Source organism: Roseateles sp. GW821-FHT09B06 (assembly GCF_059418245.1).
The window spans coordinates 54,850-73,949 of record NZ_JBWKPM010000004.1; the positions used below are offsets into that span (position 1 = coordinate 54,850).

22 protein-coding genes are annotated in these 19,100 nt (G+C 70.9%); 11 read left to right on the plus strand and 11 right to left on the minus strand.

Annotated features, from left to right (window positions below; translation table 11 throughout):
• The first annotated feature begins 24 nt into the window (after positions 1–24).
• The 7 genes from trmD to AC07OQ_RS04955 all read left to right on the plus strand — a co-directional run bounded on the left by trmD (position 25) and on the right by AC07OQ_RS04955 (position 6,119).
• Positions 25–810, plus strand: coding sequence for a tRNA (guanosine(37)-N1)-methyltransferase TrmD (trmD, locus tag AC07OQ_RS04925; protein WP_495051981.1), 786 nt, complete (start codon positions 25–27; stop codon positions 808–810).
• Between the two features lie 166 nt (positions 811–976).
• The gene (gene rplS, locus AC07OQ_RS04930; protein WP_495051982.1) at positions 977–1,330 is read left to right on the plus strand and encodes a 50S ribosomal protein L19; all 354 of its coding nucleotides are present in this window, start codon (positions 977–979) and stop codon (positions 1,328–1,330) included.
• Between the two features lie 70 nt (positions 1,331–1,400).
• Entirely contained in the window at positions 1,401–2,114 is a 714-nt protein-coding gene (locus tag AC07OQ_RS04935; protein ID WP_495051983.1) for an NUDIX hydrolase, read from the plus strand.
• A 42-nt stretch (positions 2,115–2,156) separates the two neighbouring features.
• A complete protein-coding gene (locus AC07OQ_RS04940; RefSeq protein WP_495051984.1) occupies positions 2,157–3,146 on the plus strand; it encodes a CobD/CbiB family protein in 990 nt (329 codons plus the stop codon).
• 92 nt (positions 3,147–3,238) lie between these two features.
• A complete protein-coding gene (locus AC07OQ_RS04945; RefSeq protein WP_495051985.1) occupies positions 3,239–3,856 on the plus strand; it encodes a TetR/AcrR family transcriptional regulator in 618 nt (205 codons plus the stop codon).
• A 119-nt stretch (positions 3,857–3,975) separates the two neighbouring features.
• The gene (locus AC07OQ_RS04950; protein ID WP_495051986.1) at positions 3,976–4,683 is read left to right on the plus strand and encodes an SDR family oxidoreductase; all 708 of its coding nucleotides are present in this window, start codon (positions 3,976–3,978) and stop codon (positions 4,681–4,683) included.
• Positions 4,684–4,688: 5 nt separating this feature from the next.
• Positions 4,689–6,119 carry a DHA2 family efflux MFS transporter permease subunit gene (locus tag AC07OQ_RS04955; protein WP_495052173.1) on the plus strand — a complete coding sequence of 477 codons (1,431 nt, stop codon included), beginning with the start codon at positions 4,689–4,691 and terminating at the stop codon, positions 6,117–6,119.
• A 3-nt stretch (positions 6,120–6,122) separates the two neighbouring features.
• Here the strand turns inward: AC07OQ_RS04955 and bla are convergent, their stop codons facing one another.
• The 7 genes from bla to AC07OQ_RS04990 form a co-directional block, all read right to left on the minus strand.
• Complete coding sequence (gene bla, locus AC07OQ_RS04960) at positions 6,123–6,989, minus strand: class A beta-lactamase (RefSeq protein ID WP_495051987.1); 867 nt, start codon at positions 6,987–6,989, stop codon at positions 6,123–6,125.
• 10 nt (positions 6,990–6,999) lie between these two features.
• Positions 7,000–9,012 (minus strand): S9 family peptidase, encoded by a 2,013-nt coding sequence (locus tag AC07OQ_RS04965; protein WP_495051988.1) that lies wholly within the window; start codon positions 9,010–9,012, stop codon positions 7,000–7,002.
• A gap of 79 nt (positions 9,013–9,091) precedes the next feature.
• Positions 9,092–9,970 carry a Tim44 domain-containing protein gene (locus AC07OQ_RS04970; RefSeq protein WP_495051989.1) on the minus strand — a complete coding sequence of 293 codons (879 nt, stop codon included), beginning with the start codon at positions 9,968–9,970 and terminating at the stop codon, positions 9,092–9,094.
• A gap of 82 nt (positions 9,971–10,052) precedes the next feature.
• Positions 10,053–10,805, minus strand: a complete 753-nt coding sequence (locus AC07OQ_RS04975; protein WP_495051990.1) for an SDR family NAD(P)-dependent oxidoreductase — start codon at positions 10,803–10,805, stop codon at positions 10,053–10,055.
• Positions 10,802–11,431: a DUF938 domain-containing protein gene (locus tag AC07OQ_RS04980; RefSeq protein WP_495051991.1), complete on the minus strand. Its 630-nt coding sequence runs from the start codon at positions 11,429–11,431 to the stop codon at positions 10,802–10,804. Before AC07OQ_RS04980 ends, AC07OQ_RS04975 begins: the two co-directional genes overlap by 4 nt.
• Before the next feature lie 2 nt (positions 11,432–11,433).
• Positions 11,434–12,036, minus strand: a complete 603-nt coding sequence (locus AC07OQ_RS04985; protein WP_495051992.1) for an RluA family pseudouridine synthase — start codon at positions 12,034–12,036, stop codon at positions 11,434–11,436.
• Positions 12,036–12,512 (minus strand): protein-tyrosine phosphatase family protein, encoded by a 477-nt coding sequence (locus tag AC07OQ_RS04990; protein WP_495051993.1) that lies wholly within the window; start codon positions 12,510–12,512, stop codon positions 12,036–12,038. Before AC07OQ_RS04990 ends, AC07OQ_RS04985 begins: the two co-directional genes overlap by 1 nt.
• Before the next feature lie 154 nt (positions 12,513–12,666).
• Here AC07OQ_RS04990 and AC07OQ_RS04995 point away from each other — a divergent pair, with 154 nt between their 5' ends.
• From AC07OQ_RS04995 to AC07OQ_RS05005, 3 genes are read left to right on the plus strand one after another with little or no spacing between them, the layout of a single operon-like run.
• Complete coding sequence (locus AC07OQ_RS04995) at positions 12,667–13,089, plus strand: VOC family protein (protein ID WP_495052174.1); 423 nt, start codon at positions 12,667–12,669, stop codon at positions 13,087–13,089.
• A 49-nt stretch (positions 13,090–13,138) separates the two neighbouring features.
• A complete protein-coding gene (locus tag AC07OQ_RS05000) occupies positions 13,139–14,371 on the plus strand; it encodes an MFS transporter (RefSeq protein WP_495051994.1) in 1,233 nt (410 codons plus the stop codon).
• Positions 14,368–15,027 (plus strand): helix-turn-helix transcriptional regulator, encoded by a 660-nt coding sequence (locus tag AC07OQ_RS05005; RefSeq protein WP_495051995.1) that lies wholly within the window; start codon positions 14,368–14,370, stop codon positions 15,025–15,027. Before AC07OQ_RS05000 ends, AC07OQ_RS05005 begins: the two co-directional genes overlap by 4 nt.
• Here the strand turns inward: AC07OQ_RS05005 and AC07OQ_RS05010 are convergent.
• A complete protein-coding gene (locus AC07OQ_RS05010; RefSeq protein ID WP_495051996.1) occupies positions 14,982–16,085 on the minus strand; it encodes a tetratricopeptide repeat protein in 1,104 nt (367 codons plus the stop codon). The two genes, AC07OQ_RS05005 and AC07OQ_RS05010, sit on opposite strands and share 46 nt — an antisense overlap.
• A 131-nt stretch (positions 16,086–16,216) precedes the next feature.
• On the opposite strand from AC07OQ_RS05010, the gene AC07OQ_RS05015 reads away from it, so the two are divergent.
• On the plus strand, positions 16,217–17,695 hold the full coding sequence (locus tag AC07OQ_RS05015) for a sensor domain-containing diguanylate cyclase (RefSeq protein ID WP_495051997.1): 1,479 nt from the start codon (positions 16,217–16,219) through the stop codon (positions 17,693–17,695).
• 60 nt (positions 17,696–17,755) lie between these two features.
• Here AC07OQ_RS05015 and AC07OQ_RS05020 read toward each other — a convergent pair whose 3' ends face one another.
• The 3 genes from AC07OQ_RS05020 to AC07OQ_RS05030 form a co-directional block, all read right to left on the minus strand.
• Complete coding sequence (locus AC07OQ_RS05020) at positions 17,756–17,962, minus strand: hypothetical protein (RefSeq protein WP_495052175.1); 207 nt, start codon at positions 17,960–17,962, stop codon at positions 17,756–17,758.
• Positions 17,963–18,171: 209 nt separating this feature from the next.
• Positions 18,172–18,438: a hypothetical protein gene (locus AC07OQ_RS05025; protein WP_495051998.1), complete on the minus strand. Its 267-nt coding sequence runs from the start codon at positions 18,436–18,438 to the stop codon at positions 18,172–18,174.
• 120 nt (positions 18,439–18,558) lie between these two features.
• Positions 18,559–19,032, minus strand: coding sequence for a thioesterase family protein (locus AC07OQ_RS05030; protein WP_495051999.1), 474 nt, complete (start codon positions 19,030–19,032; stop codon positions 18,559–18,561).
• Positions 19,033–19,100: the final 68 nt, after the last annotated feature.

The following is a 19,100-nucleotide window of genomic DNA, read 5'->3' on the forward strand; positions in this document are numbered from 1 at the left end:
GGCGCCTGCCGCGCACGCGCCACCATGCGCTTCGACCTGATCACCCTGTTCCCGGAGCTTTTCGGGCCGCACCTGAGCAGCGGCGTGACGCGCCGTGCCTTCGAGAGCGGCCAGGTCGATGTGCGCCTGTGGCAGCTGCGCGATTTCGCCGAGGACAACTACCGTCGCATCGACGACCGGCCCTATGGCGGCGGCCCCGGCATGGTGATGCTGGCCGAGCCGCTGGAGCGGGCGCTGGCGGCCGTCAAGGCCCAGCGTCTGGCGCAGGGGGGCGAGGCGGCTCCGGCGGTGATCCACTTCAGCCCCACCGGCCGGCGCATCGACCAGGCCCTGGTGAGCGAGCTATCCCAAGGTCCGGGTGCGGTCCTGCTGTGCGGTCGCTACGAGGGCATCGACCAGCGTTTCCTGGATCGCCATGTCACGCTGGAACTGAGCCTGGGCGACTTCGTGCTTTCGGGGGGCGAACTGCCGGCGCTGGCCCTGCTGGACGGGCTCGCGCGCCTGCAGCCGGGCGTGCTCAATGATGCCGCCTCGCACGAGCAGGACAGCTTTTCCGACGGGCTGCTCGACTGCCCCCACTACAGTCGGCCCGAACTGCTGCTGACGCCCGAGGGTGAGGCCATGCCGGTGCCGCCGGTGCTGTTGTCCGGCCATCATGCGCAGATCGCCCGCTGGCGCCGGGAGCGCTCGCTGGCGCTGACCTGGCAGCGCCGCCCGGACCTGATCGAGGCCGCAAGGCGGGCCGCCAAGCTGAGTCGCGAGGACGAGAAGTTCCTCGCCACATTGACGAAGCCCGCCGGCGGGCTATAATGTCCGGCTTTTCCGATCCTCTACCGGGCTGCGCGCTGACTTTATAGCGTGCGACAAGGCCAGTACCGACTTGGCGGCAAACTTGCCCTGCATATAGCATGGGCACCGCAAGTTCCACCCTGGCTTAAATATCGCGCCGGCAAGATCGCATGGAGAGAGAAACCTCATGGATCTGATCCAAACCCTTGAGCAAGAAGAAATTGCTCGTCTGAACAAGACCATCCCGGCCTTCGCCCCCGGCGACACCGTGATCGTCAGCGTGAACGTGGTTGAAGGCAGCCGCAAGCGCGTGCAGGCCTACGAAGGCGTCGTGATTGCCAAGCGCAACCGCGGCCTGAACAGCAGCTTCATCGTTCGCAAGATCTCCAGCGGCGAAGGCGTCGAGCGTACCTTCCAGCTGTACAGCCCGCTGATCGCCACGATCGAAGTGAAGCGCCGCGGTGACGTGCGCCGCGCCAAGCTGTACTACCTGCGCGAGCGTTCGGGCAAGTCGGCCCGCATCAAGGAGAAGCTGGCTTAATTGCTGCTTCGGCCTCAAGAGAAACCGCCCTCCGGGGCGGTTTTCTCGTTTCGGGCCTATGCTTGGACCCATGTCCCGCCCCCCGATCCTGAATCCGCAAGCGGTGCCCGTGACCGGCGCCGACCACCATCTCCCCGCCGTGCCGGCCGAGGCCCTGCAGCCCGAGGCGCTGCGCCGCCGCTTCGCCGCGCCGCCGGCCTGGCAGCCGGAGATTTCCGGCGATGGCGGGCGTGGATCGTCGGCCTGGGCGCAGCGCGCACCGGCCGCCGCCGCGGTGCTGGTGCCGCTGGTGATGCACGACAGCGGCACCACGCTGCTGCTGACCCGCCGCACCGCGCATCTGCGCGACCATGCCGGTCAGATCAGCTTTCCCGGCGGCCGCGTCGAGCCCGAGGACGAGGGCGTGATCGCCACCGCATTGCGCGAGACGGAGGAGGAGATCGGCCTGGCGCGCGAGCATATCGACGTCATTGGCCGGTTGCCCATCTATACGACCGTGACGGCCTTCGAGGTCTCGCCCGTGGTCGCCCTGGTGCGGCCCGGCTTCGATCTGACGCTCGATGCCTTCGAGGTCGACGAAGCCTTCGAGGTGCCGCTGGGGTTCCTGATGAATCCCGCCAATCACCAACGCCATCTGTTCAGCTGGGAGGGCGGCGAGCGCCAATTCCTGTCCATGCCCTGGATTGCACGGGACCCGCAGGAGGGTGGGGCGCCGCGCGAGTATTTCATCTGGGGCGCAACGGCCGCGATGCTGCGCAACCTCTATCGCTTCCTCAGTGCCTGATCCGGGCTTGAAGCAGGCGAGCCGCGGCTATCATCCCGGCCCATGAACTTCTTTGCGGTCTTGTTCGCCCTGATCTGCGAGCAACTCAAGCCCCTGCCACATGGGAATCGCATCCACGAAAGCGTGATCTCCTGGGTGCGCTGGACCGGGCGCAACTTCGATGCCGGCCGGGAGCACCATGCCGGCGTGGTCTGGGCCATCACCGTGATCGGCCCGGCCCTGCTGACGGCCGGCATCTATCTGGCGCTGCGCCAGTTCAGTGTGCTGCTGGCCCTGGCCTTCGATGTGCTGGTGCTCTACCTGACGCTGGGCTTCCGCCAGTTCAGCCATTACTTCACCGACATCCGCGACGCGCTGGAACGCGGCGACGAGCTGGAGGCGCGCCGCCTGCTGGCCGAATGGCGCCATCTGGATGCCAGCGAGCTGCCGCGCACCGAGCTGCTGCGCCATGTGATCGAGCATTCGCTGCTGGCCGCGCACCGCCATGTGTTCGGGGTGTTCTTCTGGTTCGTGCTCTTGTCCACCCTGGGGCTGGGCCCGGCGGGCGCGGTGCTGTACCGCATGGCCGAATTCGCCGGCCGCTACTGGGCCTTCAAGAGCCGCACGCTGGATGCGCCGACCAACGAACGCCTGATGCAGATCTCGCGCCGCCTGTTCGGCTGGATCGACTACATGCCGGCGCGCCTGACCGCCACCGGCTTTGCCATCGTCGGCAACTTCGAGGAAGCGGTGAACGGCTGGCGCCGCGATGCCCGACTCTGGCTGCATGCCAACGAGGGCATCATCCTGGCGTCGGCGGCCGGCGCCCTGGGCGTGCAACTCGGGGGCTCGGCGGCCCCCGGCGTGACGCCGGACCGCAGCAAGACCTTCGAGGCCGGCGGCGATGCCGAGGCCAATAGCGCCCAGGGTTCGACCCAGGGCCAAGAGCCGCAACTGGGCCATCTGCAGAGCCTGGTCGGCTTGGTGTGGCGCTCGGTCGTGCTGTGGATGCTGCTGCTGGCGCTGCTGACGCTCGCGAACCTGGTCGGCTGAACCGACGCCCTTGACCCGCACAAAGCCCTGGATGGGGCGGGGGCTTGGCGATTAATATGATGTTGATCATATTTTAGCGTAGAGTCTCGCCCATGCAGTCCAAACCGAGCAAGCGCGAGCAGACGTACGAACGCATCGTCGAGGTGGCCTCGCGGGCCATCCGGCGCGGCGGCTATGGCGGGGTCGGCGTGGCCGACATCATGAAGGAGGCCGGTCTCACGCATGGCGGCTTCTATGCCCATTTCGAGTCGCGCAACGCGTTGCTGGCCGAGGCGCTGACGTACGCCGGGCGCGACAGCTCGGCCAGGGTGGCGCAGCGCATCGAAGCGCGCCGTGCGCAGGGCGAGAGCGCGCTGCGCACCATCATCGAGAGCTATCTGAGCGAGAGTCACCTCAGCGGCATCGAGCAGGGCTGCCCGGTGGCCGCCCTGGTATCGGAGATGCCGCGCCAGGCGCCCGAACTGCTGGCCGTCTCGGCCGAGCGGGTGCGGGCCCTGATCCAGCGCGTGCGGCAGGCGCTGTCGGCTCAGCCCGTGGAAGGTGCGGCGGCCGAGGCCACCGCCCAGCTGATCACCAGCACCATGGTCGGCGCCGTGCAACTGGCCCGCGTGCTTGGCGATGGCGAAGGCAAGACCTTGCTGGCGGCCACGCGTCAGCGTCTGCTGGCGCAGTACGACCTCGGCGGCAACGCCGACCAGGAGACCCATTGAGGCGGCCTTGACGGGCGCGCTCGATTTCCTTCGCGCTTGAATATGACGATCGACATATTCAAGCGCTTCGCCCTTACCCGATCGATCGCTCCCATCACCTCCCAGGAAAGCAGCTCATCATGAAACTCGACAATGCCGTCGTCCTGATCACCGGGGCCAATCGCGGCCTGGGTCTGGCCTTCGCCCGCGAGGCCCTGGCGCGCGGCGCGCGCAAGGTCTATGCGGCCGCCCGCGATCCGTCCAGCGTCAAGCTCGACGGCGTGGTCCCGGTCAGGCTGGACGTGAACAAACCCGACGACGTGGCCGCACTGGCGCGCGAGCTGAAGGATGTGCAGGTGCTGGTCAACAATGCCGGCATCGCGATCACCGGCGGCTTCCTGAACGCCGACAGTGCCGGCCAGGCTCAGGCCATGCTGGACACCAACTTCTTCGGTCCGATGCGCCTGAGCCAGGCCTTCGCGCCCATTCTTGCGGCCAACGGCGGCGGCGCCATCCTCAATGTGCTGTCGGTGGCCAGCTGGATCAACGGCCCGCTGCTGGGCGCCTATGGCGCCAGCAAGTCGGCCGCCTGGGCGCTGACCAACGGACTGCGCATCGAACTGCAGGGGCAGGGCACCCAGGTGCTGGGCCTGCACGCCGGCTTCATCGACACCGACCTGACGCAGGGCCTGGAGGTGCCGAAGAGCACGCCGCAGGCCATCGTCACGGCGGCCTTCGACGGCCTGGAGTCCGGTGCCCGCGAGGTGCTGGCCGACGACATCAGCCGCCTAGTGCATCGGGGCCTGACGGCCGAACCCGCGGTCTATCTGCAAGCCCTGGAACGCTGATGACCATGCCCGCCCAGACCCTGCCGGCCGCAGCGCATGCGTCGGCCACGCCCACCCACCATGGTTCGCCCTGGCCGGTGTTCTGGATCGCCAGCGTCGCGGTCTTCCTGGTCTCGCTGGACACCACGATGCTGTTCGCCGCCTTCGGCGCGGTGCAGGCGGGCTTTCCGGGCGCCTCGGCGGCCGACATGTCCTGGGTGCTGAATGCCTACACGGTGGTCTACGCCGCGATGCTGATCCCGGCGGGCGGCCTGTCCGATGCGCATGGCCGCAAGAAGGTCTTCCTGGTCGGCGTGCTGCTGTTCCTGGCCGCCTCGGCCGCCTGCGGACTGGCCGGCAGCGTGGGCTGGCTGATCGCGGCGCGCGTGCTGCAGGCGGTCGGCGCGGCGCTGCTGACGCCGGCCTCCTTGTCCCTGGTGCTGGCGGCCTTCCCGCAGGAGCGGCGCGCGGTGGCGGTCAGCCTGTGGGGGGCGGTGGGCGGCTTCGCGGCCGCCGTCGGTCCCAGCCTGGGGGCCTTCGTGGTGGATGCCGCCGGCTGGCCCTGGGCCTTCTACCTGAACCTGCCGCTGGGCGGGCTGGCGGTGTGGCGCGGCGCATCGCTGCTGAGCGAGGCACGCCAGGCGCCGCAGGCGCGGCGCATCGATGTGCTGGGCATGGCGCTGCTGATCGTCGGCGTGGGCGCGCTGACCCTGGCCATCGTGCAGTCGGAGTCGCCGCACTGGACGCGCAGCGAACTGCTGGTGGTGGCCGCGCTGGGCGGCATTGCGCTGGCCGGCTTTGTCGCCTGGGCCCGCGTGACCAAGGCGCCGCTGGTGGACCTGGCGCTGTTCCAGCACCGCAGCTACCGCTTCGTCAACCTGGCGACGCTGAGTTTCGGCACCGCCTTCGCGATGATGTTCTTCGCCTTCTTCTTCTACATGACGGAGATCTGGCACTACAGCCTGCCGCGCGCCGGCCTGGCCATCACGCCGGGGCCGCTGCTGGTGATTCCCTTCGCCGTCCTCAGCGGGCGCTTCGCCGCGCGCCATGGGCACCGGCCGCTGTTGGTGGGCGGCAGCCTCGTCTATGCGGCCAGCGGTCTGTGGCTGATGCTGGTGCCGGGCCAGACGCCCGACTACCTGCACCATTGGCTGCCGGGCCTGGTGCTCAGCGGCATCGGTGTCGGCCTGGTGCTGCCCTCGCTGTCGGCCGCGGCGGTGAGCCGCTTGCCCGCGGCCCAGTATGCGGTGGGCAGCGCGGTGAATCAGGCGACGCGCCAGATCGGCTCGGTGATGGGCGTGGCGCTGACCGTGCTGCTGCTAGGCCATGCCGGGCTGCAGCGCGCCGACTTCACGCGCCTGTACGGCGTGCATGTGGCGCTGGCGCTGCTGACGGCCCTGCTGTGCCTGCCGGTCAATACCAAGCCGACCAAGCCGACCAAGCCCGCCAGGCCTTAGTCCTCAGCTCTTGGCGAGCTCGTCCACCAGCAGCCGCATCAGCCGCCCGTGCACCTTGTTGAGCTCGCTGACGGGCCGGGTCGAACCGCTCAGATAGGCCGTCACCAGCCAGGGCGCGCGGCCCGGCGGGAACACGATGGCCACGTCGTTGACCGCGCCGCGCGTACCGGTGCCGGTCTTGTCGCCCGCGCGCCAGCCGGCGGGCAGGCCGGCGCGCAGCCGGGCCAGGCCGGTGCGCGAGTTTTCCATCCAGGCCAGCAGCTGCGCGCGTGAGGCGGGCTTCAGCGCGGCATCGTCCAGCAGCAGGCGGCGCAAGGTGTCGGCCATCGCGGACGCCGTGCTGGTGTCGCGCGGATCGCCGGGCAGGTTCTCATTGAGCTCCGGCTCGATGCGGTCCAGCCGCGTAACCATGTCGCCCAGCCCGCGCAGCCAGGCGGTGAGGGCGGCCGGGCCACCGGTCAGGCGCATCAGCACATTGGCGGCGGCGTTGTCGCTCTGTTCGACGCTGGCCGCGCACAGCTCTGCCACGCTCATCCGGCCCCGGGGCAGCCGGGCGCTGACCGCCGGCGCATAGGGCACCAGATCGGCCTGCGACAGCGGCACCTGCTGGTCCAGCGCCAGCGCGCCGGCGTCCACGCGAGCCAGCACGAGGCCGGCCAGCGGCGCCTTGAAGGTGGAGCACATCGCAAAGCGCTGATCCGGCCGGTGGCCGATGCGGCGACCGCTGCCGCTGTCCAGTGCGCAGACGCCGATCTCGCCGCCGCTGGCGGCCTCGATCTCGGCCAGGCGTGCCACCAAGGACGGGGAGGTGCCGGCCTGGCCCAGCGCGGGCAGCGCCGCGGCGGCGCCGATGAACCGACGTCGTTTCATCGCCGCTCGCTCACTTCAGCAGCGTCTGCTGGAGAAACAGGATCGTCGCGTAGAACTGGAAGTCGGCGTTCTCCTTGCGGGCGAAGCCATGGCCCTCGTTCTCGGCGCGCAAATACCAGACCGGGGTGCCGTTCTCGCGCACCTTGGCGACGATCTGCTCGGCCTCGGTATAGGGCACGCGCGGGTCGTTCTTGCCCTGCACGACGAACAACGGCTTCTTGATCTTGCCGGCATTGCTCAGCGGCGAGATCTGGTCCAGATGGGCGCGCATCGCGGGGTCGCGCTCGTCGCCATATTCAACGCGGCGCAGGTCGCGGCGGTAGCTCTCGGTGTTCTGCAGGAAGGTGACGAAATGCGAGATGCCCACCACGTCGATCGAGCCGGCGATGCGGTCGGCATAGTGAGTGGCCACGGCCAGGGTCATGTAGCCGCCATAGCTGCCGCCCGTCACCAGCACGCGCGAGGCGTCCAGCTCGGGCTGGGTGGCGATCCAGTCCAGCAGCGCGCCGATGTCCTTCACCGAGTCCTCGCGCTTGAAGCCGTTGTCCAGCGCCAGGAAGCTTTTGCCGTAGCCGCTTGAGCCGCGCACGTTCGGCTGGATGAAGGCGATGCCCAGCTCGTTGACGTAGTACTGGTTGCGCGCCAGGAAGCCGACCGTGGCCTGGGCCTCGGGGCCGCCGTGGATGGAGATGATCACCGGACGCTTGCCGCCGAACCTGGGCTTGGGCGGCAGGGTCAGCAGGCCGGAGATGGTCTGGCCGTCGAAGCTCTTCCAGCGCACGATCTGCTGCTCGCCGAACTGCTTGGGGTCCACGCCGGGCGGCGCGTAGGCCTGGGTCCAGGCCTCGGGTTGGCCGTCCTTGCCCAGCGTGTAGATCTGGCTGGGGCCCTGGGCATTGTTCAGGCTGAAGGCCAGCTCGCCCAGCTTCGGGTGGAACTGCGTCGCGCCCACATTGCCGGCCGGCACCTCGGGGCGCGGCAACTCCTTGAAGCTCTGGCCGTCGAACAGGCGCAGCTCGTCGCGCCCGTCCACATTGGCCTGCACGGCCAGCAGCTTGCCGTCCTCGGTGACCGAGGCGCCGCTGATGTCCCAGGGAATGTGGCCGGTGATGCGGGTGAGCTTGCCGCTGGCGATCTCGTAGCTCATCAGCTCGCGGAACTCGCCGAAGCGGTCGCTGAGCAGGTGAATGGACTTGTTGTCGCGGCTGAATGCGCCGGGGAAATGCACGGCCTTCAGGCCCGGCTCGCCGGCCGCGGGCAGCAGCTGGCGGGTGGCGCCGCTGTCGATGTCGAGCAGCCAGACCTGGGATTCATTGGCCGACAGGTAGCGGATCAGCGCCATCTGCTTGTCGTCCCAGGAGGGGCGGGCGGCGAACCAGCCGGGGCCGGGCAGCTCGGCGATCCTGCGTTTGGTCTCGGGCCTGGCCGGATCCATGATCCACAGCGCGGTGCTGATCTGCGCGCGGCTGCCGCCCTGGGCGGTGCGGTCCAGCGGCACGGCGGTATAGATCAGCTGGCTGCTGTTGTTGAGCCAGCCCACCATGTCGTGGCGCTCGTCGGGGTTGGTCAGCAGGACCGGGGCCCTGTCCTGACCGTCCAGGCGGTAGAGCTGGGCCACCTCGGAGCCGCCGGCGCTGCGCTCGAACACGATGTAGCGGCCCTCGCGGGGCTCGTAGCTGGCCTGGCTGACGGGGTCGCTGCCATCGGTCAGTTGCTCGGGCGCGGCCAGCGGCGCGCCGACGCGGAACAGCTGGGCGGTGTTGGCGCCGGCCTGGCGGTGCGAGACCAGCATCTCGCGCTTGAGCGGATGCCAGTCGACGAAGGCATGGCCGCGGAAGTCGGTGTAGCGCTCGACCTGGGCCACCAGGCTTTGCGGAATGGCCGGGATGCCCTGGACCACCAGGTTGGCATTGGGCTGCAGGGTGCCGGCGGCCTCGGGAGGCCGGGCGGCAAATGGGGCGCAGCCGCTCAGCAGGCCGGCCAGGGCGCCCAGTGCAAGGGCGCGAGAGACAGTGATTTGCATGGTTCGGGCCAGAAACGGGGTGCCGCATTCTGGCCCGACTCGGTGGGGCATGACTTTCGTCAGCCCCTGGGGATTGCACTCAGGCCATGGCCTGGATGCCGGCAATCGCCCATTCCTTGCTGCCGTCGACCGGGCGCACCAGATGCCAGACCTCGTCGAAGTTCTCGGCCGCGGCCTCGCTCTGCTCGCGGATCAGGCCCCAGAAGCGCACGCTGACGATCTGCTCGCCGTTCTCCTCGACGCGCTCCAGCACCTGGGCATCGAGCTGCAGCACGTCGGTGCGCTGCGGCGCCGCCTTGCGGTCCAGCAGCTCATGCTGGATCGAGGCGTACATCTGCGGCGTGGTGAAGCGGCGCAGATCGTTCTGGTCGCCGGCATCGTTGGCGGCCTGCATACGGATGAAGACCTGCTTGGCGATCTGCTCGAAGCCGGCGGTGTCGAAACCGTCGTCCTGGCGCGGCGCTGCTGCAGCCGCGGCCACCGGAGCGGCCACGGTGGCCGGCGAGCCCGGCATCTGGCTCGGGAAGGGCGCGCCGGCGCCGGCGAACTGCAGGCCCTGGGGGGCGGCCTTCTTGGCGGCGAAGCGGCGCATCACGAAGCCGATCACCAGCATCAGCACCAGGCCCAGCAGCACCATGGTCATGATGTTGGCCAGGGCCTCGCCGAAGCCGAAGTGGCTGGCCAGCGCGGCCAGTCCCAGGCCGGCGGCCAGGCCGGCCAGCGGGCCCATCCAGCTGCGCTTGGCCGGCACGGCGGCGGGCGCGGCCGGGCTCGGCGCGGCCTGCTGCGGCGCGGCCTTCTGCTGCGTGGGCGCGGTGGGCGCGGGCTGGGCGGGCGCGGGCTGCGTGGGCACGCTGCGCTTCATGCCGCCGCCGCTCAGGCGCTTGGCCTGCACCTCGGTGGCGACCAGGCCGAGGCTGAGGACGAGAGCCAGGGCAGAGAGGGCAATCTTGTTCACGGAGTCTCCTAGGGTGGACCGCGTCTAGCTTGGGGCGGCGCGGGGATTTGCAAGGGCCTATGTTCGCATACCGAGCCGGAACTCAGGCGTCGCGCACGTCGGCCAGCACCTGGCTGCCGAAGTCCGGCCGCGCCAGATAGCGCAGCACCTTGGCGGCGGCCTGCTCGGGGCTGTCGAGCTGGCCCTCGCGCTTCAGCGCGGCGAAGCGCTGCTGGTCGGGGAAGCGCTCGGGGGCGCCGCCGCGCAGCTGGACCTGCATATCGGTGTCGATCACGCCGGGGGCCAGCGACACGATGCGGGCGCCGTCCGGCCGTTGCGCCTCGTCCAGCGCCATCGCGCCCGACAGATTGTCCATGCCGGCCTTGGCCGCGCAATAGGGCGCGCTGGCCGCCATCGCGCGGCGGCCCAGGCCCGAGGAGATATTGAGGATCTTCTTGGGCGCGGCCCAGCCGCGTGTGGCGCCCAGGAAGGCGCTGGACAGCAGCAGCGCGGCCTCCAGCCCGACGCGCAGCGCGCCGGAGAGCTGGGCCAGCGGCACGCTGTCGATCGGGCCGGGTTCGGTGACGACGCCGGCGTTGTTGATCAGCACCGCCTCGCCGAAGCGCCCCGGGGCCTGTGCGGCCAGCCAGGCCCGCAACTGCTCGGCCACCGGCAGCGGGTCGGCCAGGTCGCAGCTCCACTGCTCCAGGCCGGCGCCGTCCGGCAGGGCCGCAGCGGCGAGCGCCTCGCTGCGGCGGCGGGCGATGCCCAGCACGAAGTGGCCGGGGGCCAGCAACTGGCGGGCGATGGCCTCGCCCATACCGCGCGAGGAGCCGGTGACGATGAAGAGTTTCATGAGGTGGCGCTTTCCATGTTGAGGGGCGGCCGGCGCCGGAACACCAGCAGCAGGTTGTTGGCGGGCATCGCGATGCGCTCGGCCAGGGTCAGGCCTTGCGCCACCGCCTCGGCCTGCACCCGATCCAGCGAGCGCAGACCCCAGGCGGGGTTGCGCCCGCGCAGATCGGCGTCGAAGGCGAGGTTGCTCGGCGCGCTGGGCCGGTCCGGCTCGACGAAGGGGCCGTAGACGATCAGCCGGCCGTCCGGCGCCAGATGCCGCGCCGCGCCGGCCATCAGCGCCGCGCAGCTGGACCAGGGCGAGATGTGCAGCATATTGGCGCAGTAGACCAGATCCAGGCGTCGGTGGCTGTCCGGCAGCGGCCAATGGGCTTGGCCCACGTCCAGGCGCAGCGGCGCCGGCCCGGCGGGCCAGAGCGCCGCGATCGAGGCGAGCGCGGCCGCATCGGGGTCGGAGGCGAGCCAGCGCCAGCCGGGCAGATGCGCGGCGAAATGCACCACATGCTGGCCGGTGCCGCTGGCGATCTCCAGCGCCAGGCCGGCGGCCGGCAGCAGGCCCTGCAGCGCCTCCAGGATGGGCTGCTTGTTGCGCTCGGCGGCGGGGGAATGCAGGGCGGCGTCGGGCATGCTCAGAAGTCCGGCGGGCAGTCGAGGCTCAGCCCGCGTGCCGGCAGGGCCAGGGCGCAGGCATGCAGCAACAGGCGCGCGGCCGGCGTGCCGCCGTACAGCGTATCGCCGACGATGGGGTGGCCCAGGGCCTGCAGATGCACGCGCAACTGGTGCGAGCGGCCGGTGACCGGCTCCAGCTCCAGGCGCGTGCGCTCCCCGGCCGGATGGGCTTCCTGGCCCAGCACGCGCCAGCGCGTGGTCGAGGGCTTGCCGATCGCATGATCGACCTTCTGCAGCGGGCGGTTCGGCCAGTCGGCGCTCAGCGGCAGGTCGATCTCCTGCCAGCCCTCGGCCTCCAGCCGGCCCGCCACGATGGCGATATAGCGCTTGGCGACGCGGCGCTCGGCGAAGTCCAGGCTCAGCGCGCGCTGCATGGCCGCGCCGCGCGCGAACAGCAGCAGGCCCGAGGTGGCCATGTCCAGGCGGTGCACGATCAGCGCGTCGGGGTACTGTGCCTGCACGCGCGCCGAGGCGCAGTCCGGCTCGCTGCGCCCGGGCACCGACAGCAGGCCGCTGGGCTTGTCGACCGCGACGACGGCCGCGTCGAGATGGAGCACGCGCATCAGAACTGGTCGATCCAGCCCGACTGCAGGGCCGATTGCGGATTCGAGCCGGCCTCGCGCACCTGGCGCAGCGCCGCATCGGCGTCGGCGCCCAGGGCCTTCAGCAGGCAGGCGGCCACGGTGCCGGTGCGGCCGATGCCGGCCGCGCAGTGCAGCAGCACCGAGTCGCCCAGCGTCAGGCTGTGGGCGATCTGCTCGACGCCGGCGCGGAAGGCGCTCGGGTCGGCGCCCAGGCCGAAATCGCGCATCGGCAGGTGCTGCCAGCGAAACGGCAGCCGGCCCTCGGCGATGGCCTTGTGATAGGCGGGCGAGAGCTGGGCCACCTCGTCCAGCGGGTTCAGGCAGACCACCAGGTTCAGCCGGCGCAGCCGCGCCTCGTCGAGAAAGCCGCCCCAGCTCTCCAGCCGGCCGGGCATCGACTGCAGCCAGAGCCGGCCCGGCGTCGGGGCGGGAAGGGGGAGAGGGCGAAAGGGCATGGCGCTATTGTCGGTCAGGCCCGGAGCGGGGACACGCGGGCGGCACCGCAAGAGCCTGCGATGTCCATGGTTTATAAATTATTTGTTTATTTATTGCCGAGGCCGCGGGCATGATGGCGCCCATCGGAGCAAGCAAAGGACGGCGGAGATGGGCCTGATCAGGATTCGCGAGATCGATCACATCGTGCTGCGCGTCGTCGACCTGGACGCGATGGCGCGCTTCTACTGCGGGCTGCTGGGCTGCACGGTCGAGCGGCGCCAGGACGAGATCGGCCTGCTGCAGCTGCGCGCCGGCCGCAGCCTGCTGGACCTGGTGCCGGTGGACGGCAAGCTGGGGCGCGCCGGCGGCGCGGCGCCGGGCCGCGAGGGGCGCAATGTCGACCATCTGTGCTTTCGCATCGAGGGCGAGTTCGATGCCGATGCGTTGCGCGCCGCGCTGACGGCCGCGGGCGCGGCGGTGGGCGACTACGGCTCGCGCTACGGCGCAGAGGGCGAGGGGCCGTCGCTGTACCTCAGCGACCCGGAAGGCAACCAGATCGAGCTGAAGGGCGCGCCCTGGCCCGGGGGCGCCGCATGAGCGCGCCGGGCCCGCGCATCCCGGAGCGCTTTGCGCGCAGGGTCGTCTGATGAGCGCGGTGCTGCCCGCCGGGCGCCCGCTGGCCCACCCGCAATGGGTGCTGCTGGCCTTGTGCGCGATCGCGCTGATGAGCACGGCCGGCGTGGCCATGCCCTATCCGATCCTGGCGCCGATCTTCGTCAACGGGCCGGTCGACGCCTTCACCCATTGGTTCGGCCTGCCGCCCCGGCTGCTGATGGGCCTGGCGCTGGCCGCCAACCCCTTGGGCATCCTGCTGGGCAGCCTGGTGCTCGGCCCCTTGTCGGACCGCTACGGCCGGCGCCGCCTGCTGCTGATCAGCCTGGCGGCCACCCTGGCCTGGCAGCTGCTGAGCGCCGGCGCGCTGGAGGTGCGCAGCTATCCGCTGTTCGTGCTGGCGCGTTTCGTAACCGGCATCACCGAGGGCAATGTGGCCATCGCCCGCGCGCTGCTGGCCGACCAGCATCCGCGGCTGGACCGCACGCGTTCCTTCGCCTGGCTCAATGCCTGCCTGTATGGCGGCTGGCTGGTCGGGCCGCTGCTCGGCGGGCAGGCGCTGCGTCTGGGCGAGCCCATGCCCTTCGCGCTGGCGGCGCTGGCGCTGCTGCCCTGCATCGCGGTGCTGGCCCTGGCCTTGCCGGCCGACGGCAGGCGGTCGGCGGGGACGGGCCTGTTGCAGGCCATGCGCGAGCAGCAGGCGCTCGGGCTGCTGGCGCGCGATGCGCTGCTGCGCCGGCTGTTCTGGCTGCAGCTGGCCTACACCATGGGCGTGCACGCGCTCTACGAGTTCGCGCCGCTGTGGCTGCTGGAGAACGCGGGCCTGGACGGCGCCGGCATTGCCTGGGTGACGGCCGCGCAATGCGGCGCGATGGTGCTGGCCAGCATCGCGGCCTCGCGCCTGCCCGCGGCCGCGCGGCCGCTGCGCCGCGCCGCGGCGCTGGCCCTGCTGGCGGCGCTGGGCCTGGCGCTGCTGGCGGTGCTGCCGGGAGGCTGGGGCATGGCGGCCATCGTGGCCCTGGGTGCGCCGCTGGCGCTCTACAACGCGGTGCTGCCGGCCTGGCTGTCGGAGCGTTTCGCGGCCCATGGCCAGGGCCGCGTGATGGGCCTGCTGAGCACCATCTTCTGCCTGGCCAATGTGCTGGTCGCGCTGGGCGGCGGGGCGCTGTCCTTGCTGGACACGCGCTGGGTGATGGCGCTGGGCGGCCTGGCCGCCTGCGGCGCGGCCGCACGGCTGCTGCGGCTGGCGCACGAGGAGGAGGCATGAAGGACACCGCCGAGCGGCTGCTCTACCAGCTGAAGAGCCGCGGCCCGCAGGCGGCCGCCACCCTGGCCGAGGCCTGCGGCCTCAGCGCCATGGGGGCGCACAAGCAGTTGCAGGGACTGCAGGCGCAGGGGCTGGTCGAGGCCAGCGACGAGCGCGTGGGCGTGGGCCGACCCAAGCGCCTGTGGCGCCTGAGCGCCGCCGGCCATGCCCGCTTTCCGGACCGCCATGGCGAGCTGAGCGTGCAGCTGATCCGCCAGATCGACGCCCTGCTGGGGCCGCAGGTATTGGAGCGGCTGATCGAGGCGCGCGAACGCGAGGCCGAGGCGCAATACGCCGCGCGGCTGGCCGGCGCGCGCACGCCGGGCGCGCGCGTGCAGCGGCTGGCCGCGCTGCGCGCACAGGAGGGCTATCTGGCGCGGGCGGAGCGCGAGAAGGGTGAGAAGGGCGGGGGCGCCTGGCTGCTGATCGAGGACCATTGCCCGATCTGCGCGGCCGCCAGCAGCTGCCAGGGTTTCTGCCGTTCGGAGCTGGCCTTGTTCCGGCGGGTGCTGGGTGAGGGGCTGCGGGTCGAGCGGGTCGAGCACCTGCTGGCCGGCGCGCGGCGCTGCGTCTACCGCATCGAGCCGGTGCGCAGCGCCTCCAGCGTACCGAACTGAGACGGCGCCTCCAGGCTCTGGCGCGCCTGCCGGCGCATGGCCTCGCGCTGCGCCAGGGCCTGCTGCAGCGCCGCCGCCTGGGTGGCGGCGGCCTCGGCCTGGCTCAGCGCCTGCTGGCAGGCCTGGGCGCTGCGCAGGGCGGCGATCTGCAGGTCCAGCCCGGGCTGCCCCGCCAGGTCGAGCAGTCCGCCCTCGAGCAGGGCCAGGGCCTCGGCGGGCCGGCCGCGGCGACGGTACAGCTCGGCCAGGGCCTGGCGGGCGGAGCGCAGGTAGTAGCTGCTGGACAGGCGCTCGCTGGCCGCGATGGAGCGCTGCAGCAGCGGTTCGGCCTCGTCCAGCCGCCCGGCCAGCAGCAGCAGGCGACCCAGGGCCAGCTCCAGCGCGGCGCGGCGCTCGCCGTCCAGGCTGGCGTCCAGCAGCAGGCTGCGCGCATGGCTCAGATGGCGCAGTCCGCGCTCCAGGGCGGCCCGGGCGGCGTCGGTTTCGCCCAGTTCCTGCAGTTCCTCATGGGCCAGCGAGCAGGACAGCAGCAGATTGCAGTAGGCCTGCAGCAGCGTTGCGGGCTCGCTGGCCTCCCGCGCCATCGACAGCGCCTGCATATGCAGCAGTTCGGAGCTTTCCAGATCGCCCAGGCGGGCGTGCACATGGGCGGTGCGGCTCAACGCGCCGGACAGATGCTCGTGCTGTGCCGGTTGGCGCGCCAGCTCCAGCCCCTGCAGGGCCAGCGGCAGGGCCTCGTCGGCCAGGCCCAGCTCGCTCAGTGCCAGCGCGGCCAGGCCGAGCGCGGTGATGCGCAGGCCCGGCGAGCCCGGCAGCACGGCGGCGCGCAGCGCGGGCCGGTGCACCCGGTGCAGATGGCCGAGCCACCAGTGGCTCTGCGCCAGCAGCAGCAGCATCTCGCCCTGGGCCTGGCCGCTCAGGCCGGCGTCCAGGGCCGCCTCGGCGCGCTGCTGGGCCTCGGCCCAGCGGCGCGCCCGCAGCGCCTCGTGCACGGCGCTCAGCGCCGCCGCGGCGGCGGCGGGCGTCAGGGGGGGCGGCAAATGGAGTTCGGTCTTCATGGCTGCGAGCCGCCTAAATACGTCTACCCGGAATATCGGTCAAATATCGGCATTTGTGCGGCCTCCGGGCCTGGGGGCTATCCCGGAGTTGTCGTTCATCCCATGTGCGAGACTCGCCGCCCGGAGGTGGCATGTTGGCAATGGATCGGATGGACGGCGAGACCGACCTGCAGATGTTCGAGTTGGCGCCGGTATCGCTGTGGCTGGAGGATTTCAGCGCGCTGGCGCGCCTGTTCGCGCAATGGCGCGCCGAGGGTGTCAGTGATCTGCGCGGCCATCTGGCGGCCGATCCGGCGCGTTTGCAGGCCTGCACCCTGGGCCTGCGCGTGCTGCGGGTGAACCGCCAGACCCTGCAGATGTTCGGGGCGCCCGACCTGCCGGCCCTGCTGGAAGGGCTGCCGCAGATCTTCCGCGACGAGATGATGAGCAATCATGTCGAGGACCTGGTGAAGCTGTGGGACGGCGCGCTGGAATACCGCAGCCAGACCGTCAACTACAGCCTGGACGGCCGGCGCCTGGACGTGCTGCTGCAGGTGCGCGTGCTGCCCGGCCACGAGCAGGACTGGGGCCGGGTGCTGGTGGCGCTGGAGGACATCAGCGAGCGCGAGGCCGCGCGCCGCCAGCTGCAGCGCAGCGAGCGCCACGCGCTGGGGCTGTTCGAGCATTCGCCGGTGTCGCTGTGGGCGGAGGACTTCAGCGGCATCAAGCGCCTGCTGGACGAGGTGCGCGAGCAGGGCGTCAGCGACTTCCGCACCTTCACCGACGTGCACCCGGAGTTCGTCGAAACCTGCATGGCCGAGATCCGCGTGCTGGACGTGAACCGCCAGACCCTGCGCATGTTCCGCGTGCCCGACAAGGAGGCGCTGATCGCGGCGCTGCCGCGCCTGTTCCGCGACGAGATGCGCCGCCCCTTCACCGAGCAGCTGATCGAGCTGTGGAACGGCCAGCTGTTCCAGCAGCGCGAGACGGTGAACTACAGCTCCGACGGCGAGTTGCTGCATGTGCACCTGCAGTTCTCGGTGCTGCCGGGGCATGAGCATGACTGGTCGCTGGTGCAGGTCTCGCTGACCGACATCAGCGCGCGCAAGAAGGCCGAGGCCTACCTGGAGTTCCTCGGCAAGCATGACGCGCTGACCAAGCTGCGCAACCGCAGCTTCTTCGGCGACGAGCTGAACCGGCTGGAGCGCCGCGGCCTGGGGCCGGTCGCGGTGCTGGTGATCGATGTCAACGGCCTGAAGGCGGCCAACGACGCGTCCGGCCATGCTGCCGGCGATGCGCTGCTGCGCCGCACCGGCGAGGTGCTGGCCAAGGCGATCGAGGCGCCGATGACCGCCTCGCGCATCGGCGGCGACGAGTTCTTGCTGCTGCTGCCGGGCGGCGACCGGCTGGCCGGCGAGCAGATGCTGGCCCAGGTGCAGGGTCTGCTGGACCTGAACAACCAGTTCCACGGCGGCGCGCCGCTGGACCTGTCGATGGGCCTGGCCGTCTGGCAGCCCGGCGAGCGGCTGGAAGCGGCGGTGCACCGTGCCGATGCGCTGATGTACGAGCACAAGCGCCGCTACTACCAGATGCGGGTGCATGACCGACGCGGCGGCGCTGACCCGCATTAGGCGCGGGCCGCGGCCGGCCTCCCGGCCCCATCCCCAGCGCCTACCGGAGCCCTCCCGGACCTATCTGGCGCGCAGGTACTTCGCGGCCGCCGGTTCGCCGACCTGCCGGCCGAGCGCCGTGCCGACCTCGGTGGAATCGCGGTAGTGGACGCCGTCGTAGATGCGCGCCAGCGACATCTCCCGGACGAAGTCCTCCACCTTGCTCCAGCTGGGCGCAGGGGTAGCCGGGGGGCATCGGGGTTTCGATAGGGCTCGTTGCGCGTTGATTCGTGATCTCCCAGCCTGGCCTTGATCGCCTCTGCGAGGACCGGGTTAGGCCGGGACGCGGGTGTGCGCAATGGCTCCGTGTCCCCCGGGCCGCAAGCGGCCCTCCTCCTTTACCTGCGCAATTGCGCACACCCGCATCCCGGCTTCTCCACCGCGGGGCGCTCGCGGAGAAAACCAAACGCGGCGCCCAGGCCGTCGTCATTTCCGCATCAACAAACAACACGCAAAGCGCCTTCGATAAAGATAAAGGGCAGCCGGCCGGGATCGCGCTCGGTGGCATCGTTGCCATCGCGATCGCCGTTGCGGATCGCGGTCAGCGGCCGCCGGAAGTTGTAGTGGTACTTGGCGCCGAAGACCGCGGTCAATGCATCGACCAGGGCCGCGGCCGGAGTGCCGGCGAGCGCCGCGATGGCGATGATCGGCAGCGCCCGCAGGCGCAGCGTCCTGCTCGGCTTCATTGCGATCTCCTTTGCCATGTCGCAAGGATGGCGGCGGTCAAAGGCTGGGCGCAGGCCTTTCGGTGAGCGCGGAGTCGAGATCGTCGAACCTTGCCGGGACCGCAGGCATAGCCGGGGCGGTCGCGCCGAGGGCGCGATTCAGGACACGATATAGGCCCCGGCGCCGGTGCTCAGCAGGCGGCCATCGGCATCGAGGAATTCCATGCGGGTGGAGGCCACGCGGCTGCCCAGGCGCAGCACCTGGGCGGTGGCGGAGAAGCGCGGGCCGGTGGCGGGGCGCAGGTAGTCGATGCGCAGATCGATGGTGCCCAGCTTGCCGAAGCGCGCCAGCCGGGTCAGCGGCGGCTCGTCCAGGTGGCGGGCGCCGATGGCCGCCATCACGGCCAGGCCGCCCATCGCGTCCAGGGTGGCGCTGATCACGCCGCCATGCAGGCGCTGGTGCGTGAAATGGCCGATCAGTTCGGGCCGCATCTCGATATGGGCCTGCACCCGGTCGGCCTCCAGCACATCGATCTGCAGGCCCAGCACCTGGTTGAAGGCGATGTGGGATTCGAAGATCTCGCACAGGCGCTGGCTGAACTCGGGCTCGAACAGGCTGGAGGTGCAGGGCATGGAGGGCGATGGCGGTGAGAACCGGCGCAGGATAGCAGGGCGGTCAAGCTCGGCCCCCACGGCCTCCG

Bases quoted from the DNA above. Each gene is read 5' to 3' on its own strand.
- trmD (WP_495051981.1), top strand. From the start codon at position 25: ATGCGCTTCGACCTGATCACCCTGTTCCCGGAGCTTTTCGGGCCGCAC.
- rplS (WP_495051982.1), top strand. From the start codon at position 977: ATGGATCTGATCCAAACCCTTGAGCAAGAAGAAATTGCTCGTCTGAAC.
- AC07OQ_RS04935 (WP_495051983.1), top strand. From the start codon at position 1,401: ATGTCCCGCCCCCCGATCCTGAATCCGCAAGCGGTGCCCGTGACCGGC.
- AC07OQ_RS04940 (WP_495051984.1), top strand. From the start codon at position 2,157: ATGAACTTCTTTGCGGTCTTGTTCGCCCTGATCTGCGAGCAACTCAAG.
- AC07OQ_RS04945 (WP_495051985.1), top strand. From the start codon at position 3,239: ATGCAGTCCAAACCGAGCAAGCGCGAGCAGACGTACGAACGCATCGTC.
- AC07OQ_RS04950 (WP_495051986.1), top strand. From the start codon at position 3,976: ATGAAACTCGACAATGCCGTCGTCCTGATCACCGGGGCCAATCGCGGC.
- AC07OQ_RS04955 (WP_495052173.1), top strand. From the start codon at position 4,689: ATGCCCGCCCAGACCCTGCCGGCCGCAGCGCATGCGTCGGCCACGCCC.
- bla (WP_495051987.1), bottom strand. From the start codon at position 6,989: ATGAAACGACGTCGGTTCATCGGCGCCGCCGCGGCGCTGCCCGCGCTG.
- AC07OQ_RS04965 (WP_495051988.1), bottom strand. From the start codon at position 9,012: ATGCAAATCACTGTCTCTCGCGCCCTTGCACTGGGCGCCCTGGCCGGC.
- AC07OQ_RS04975 (WP_495051990.1), bottom strand. From the start codon at position 10,805: ATGAAACTCTTCATCGTCACCGGCTCCTCGCGCGGTATGGGCGAGGCC.
- AC07OQ_RS04980 (WP_495051991.1), bottom strand. From the start codon at position 11,431: ATGCCCGACGCCGCCCTGCATTCCCCCGCCGCCGAGCGCAACAAGCAG.
- AC07OQ_RS04985 (WP_495051992.1), bottom strand. From the start codon at position 12,036: ATGCGCGTGCTCCATCTCGACGCGGCCGTCGTCGCGGTCGACAAGCCC.
- AC07OQ_RS04990 (WP_495051993.1), bottom strand. From the start codon at position 12,512: ATGCCCTTTCGCCCTCTCCCCCTTCCCGCCCCGACGCCGGGCCGGCTC.
- AC07OQ_RS05000 (WP_495051994.1), top strand. From the start codon at position 13,139: ATGAGCGCGGTGCTGCCCGCCGGGCGCCCGCTGGCCCACCCGCAATGG.
- AC07OQ_RS05005 (WP_495051995.1), top strand. From the start codon at position 14,368: ATGAAGGACACCGCCGAGCGGCTGCTCTACCAGCTGAAGAGCCGCGGC.
- AC07OQ_RS05010 (WP_495051996.1), bottom strand. From the start codon at position 16,085: ATGAAGACCGAACTCCATTTGCCGCCCCCCCTGACGCCCGCCGCCGCC.
- AC07OQ_RS05015 (WP_495051997.1), top strand. From the start codon at position 16,217: ATGTTGGCAATGGATCGGATGGACGGCGAGACCGACCTGCAGATGTTC.
- AC07OQ_RS05025 (WP_495051998.1), bottom strand. From the start codon at position 18,438: ATGGCAAAGGAGATCGCAATGAAGCCGAGCAGGACGCTGCGCCTGCGG.
- AC07OQ_RS05030 (WP_495051999.1), bottom strand. From the start codon at position 19,032: ATGCCCTGCACCTCCAGCCTGTTCGAGCCCGAGTTCAGCCAGCGCCTG.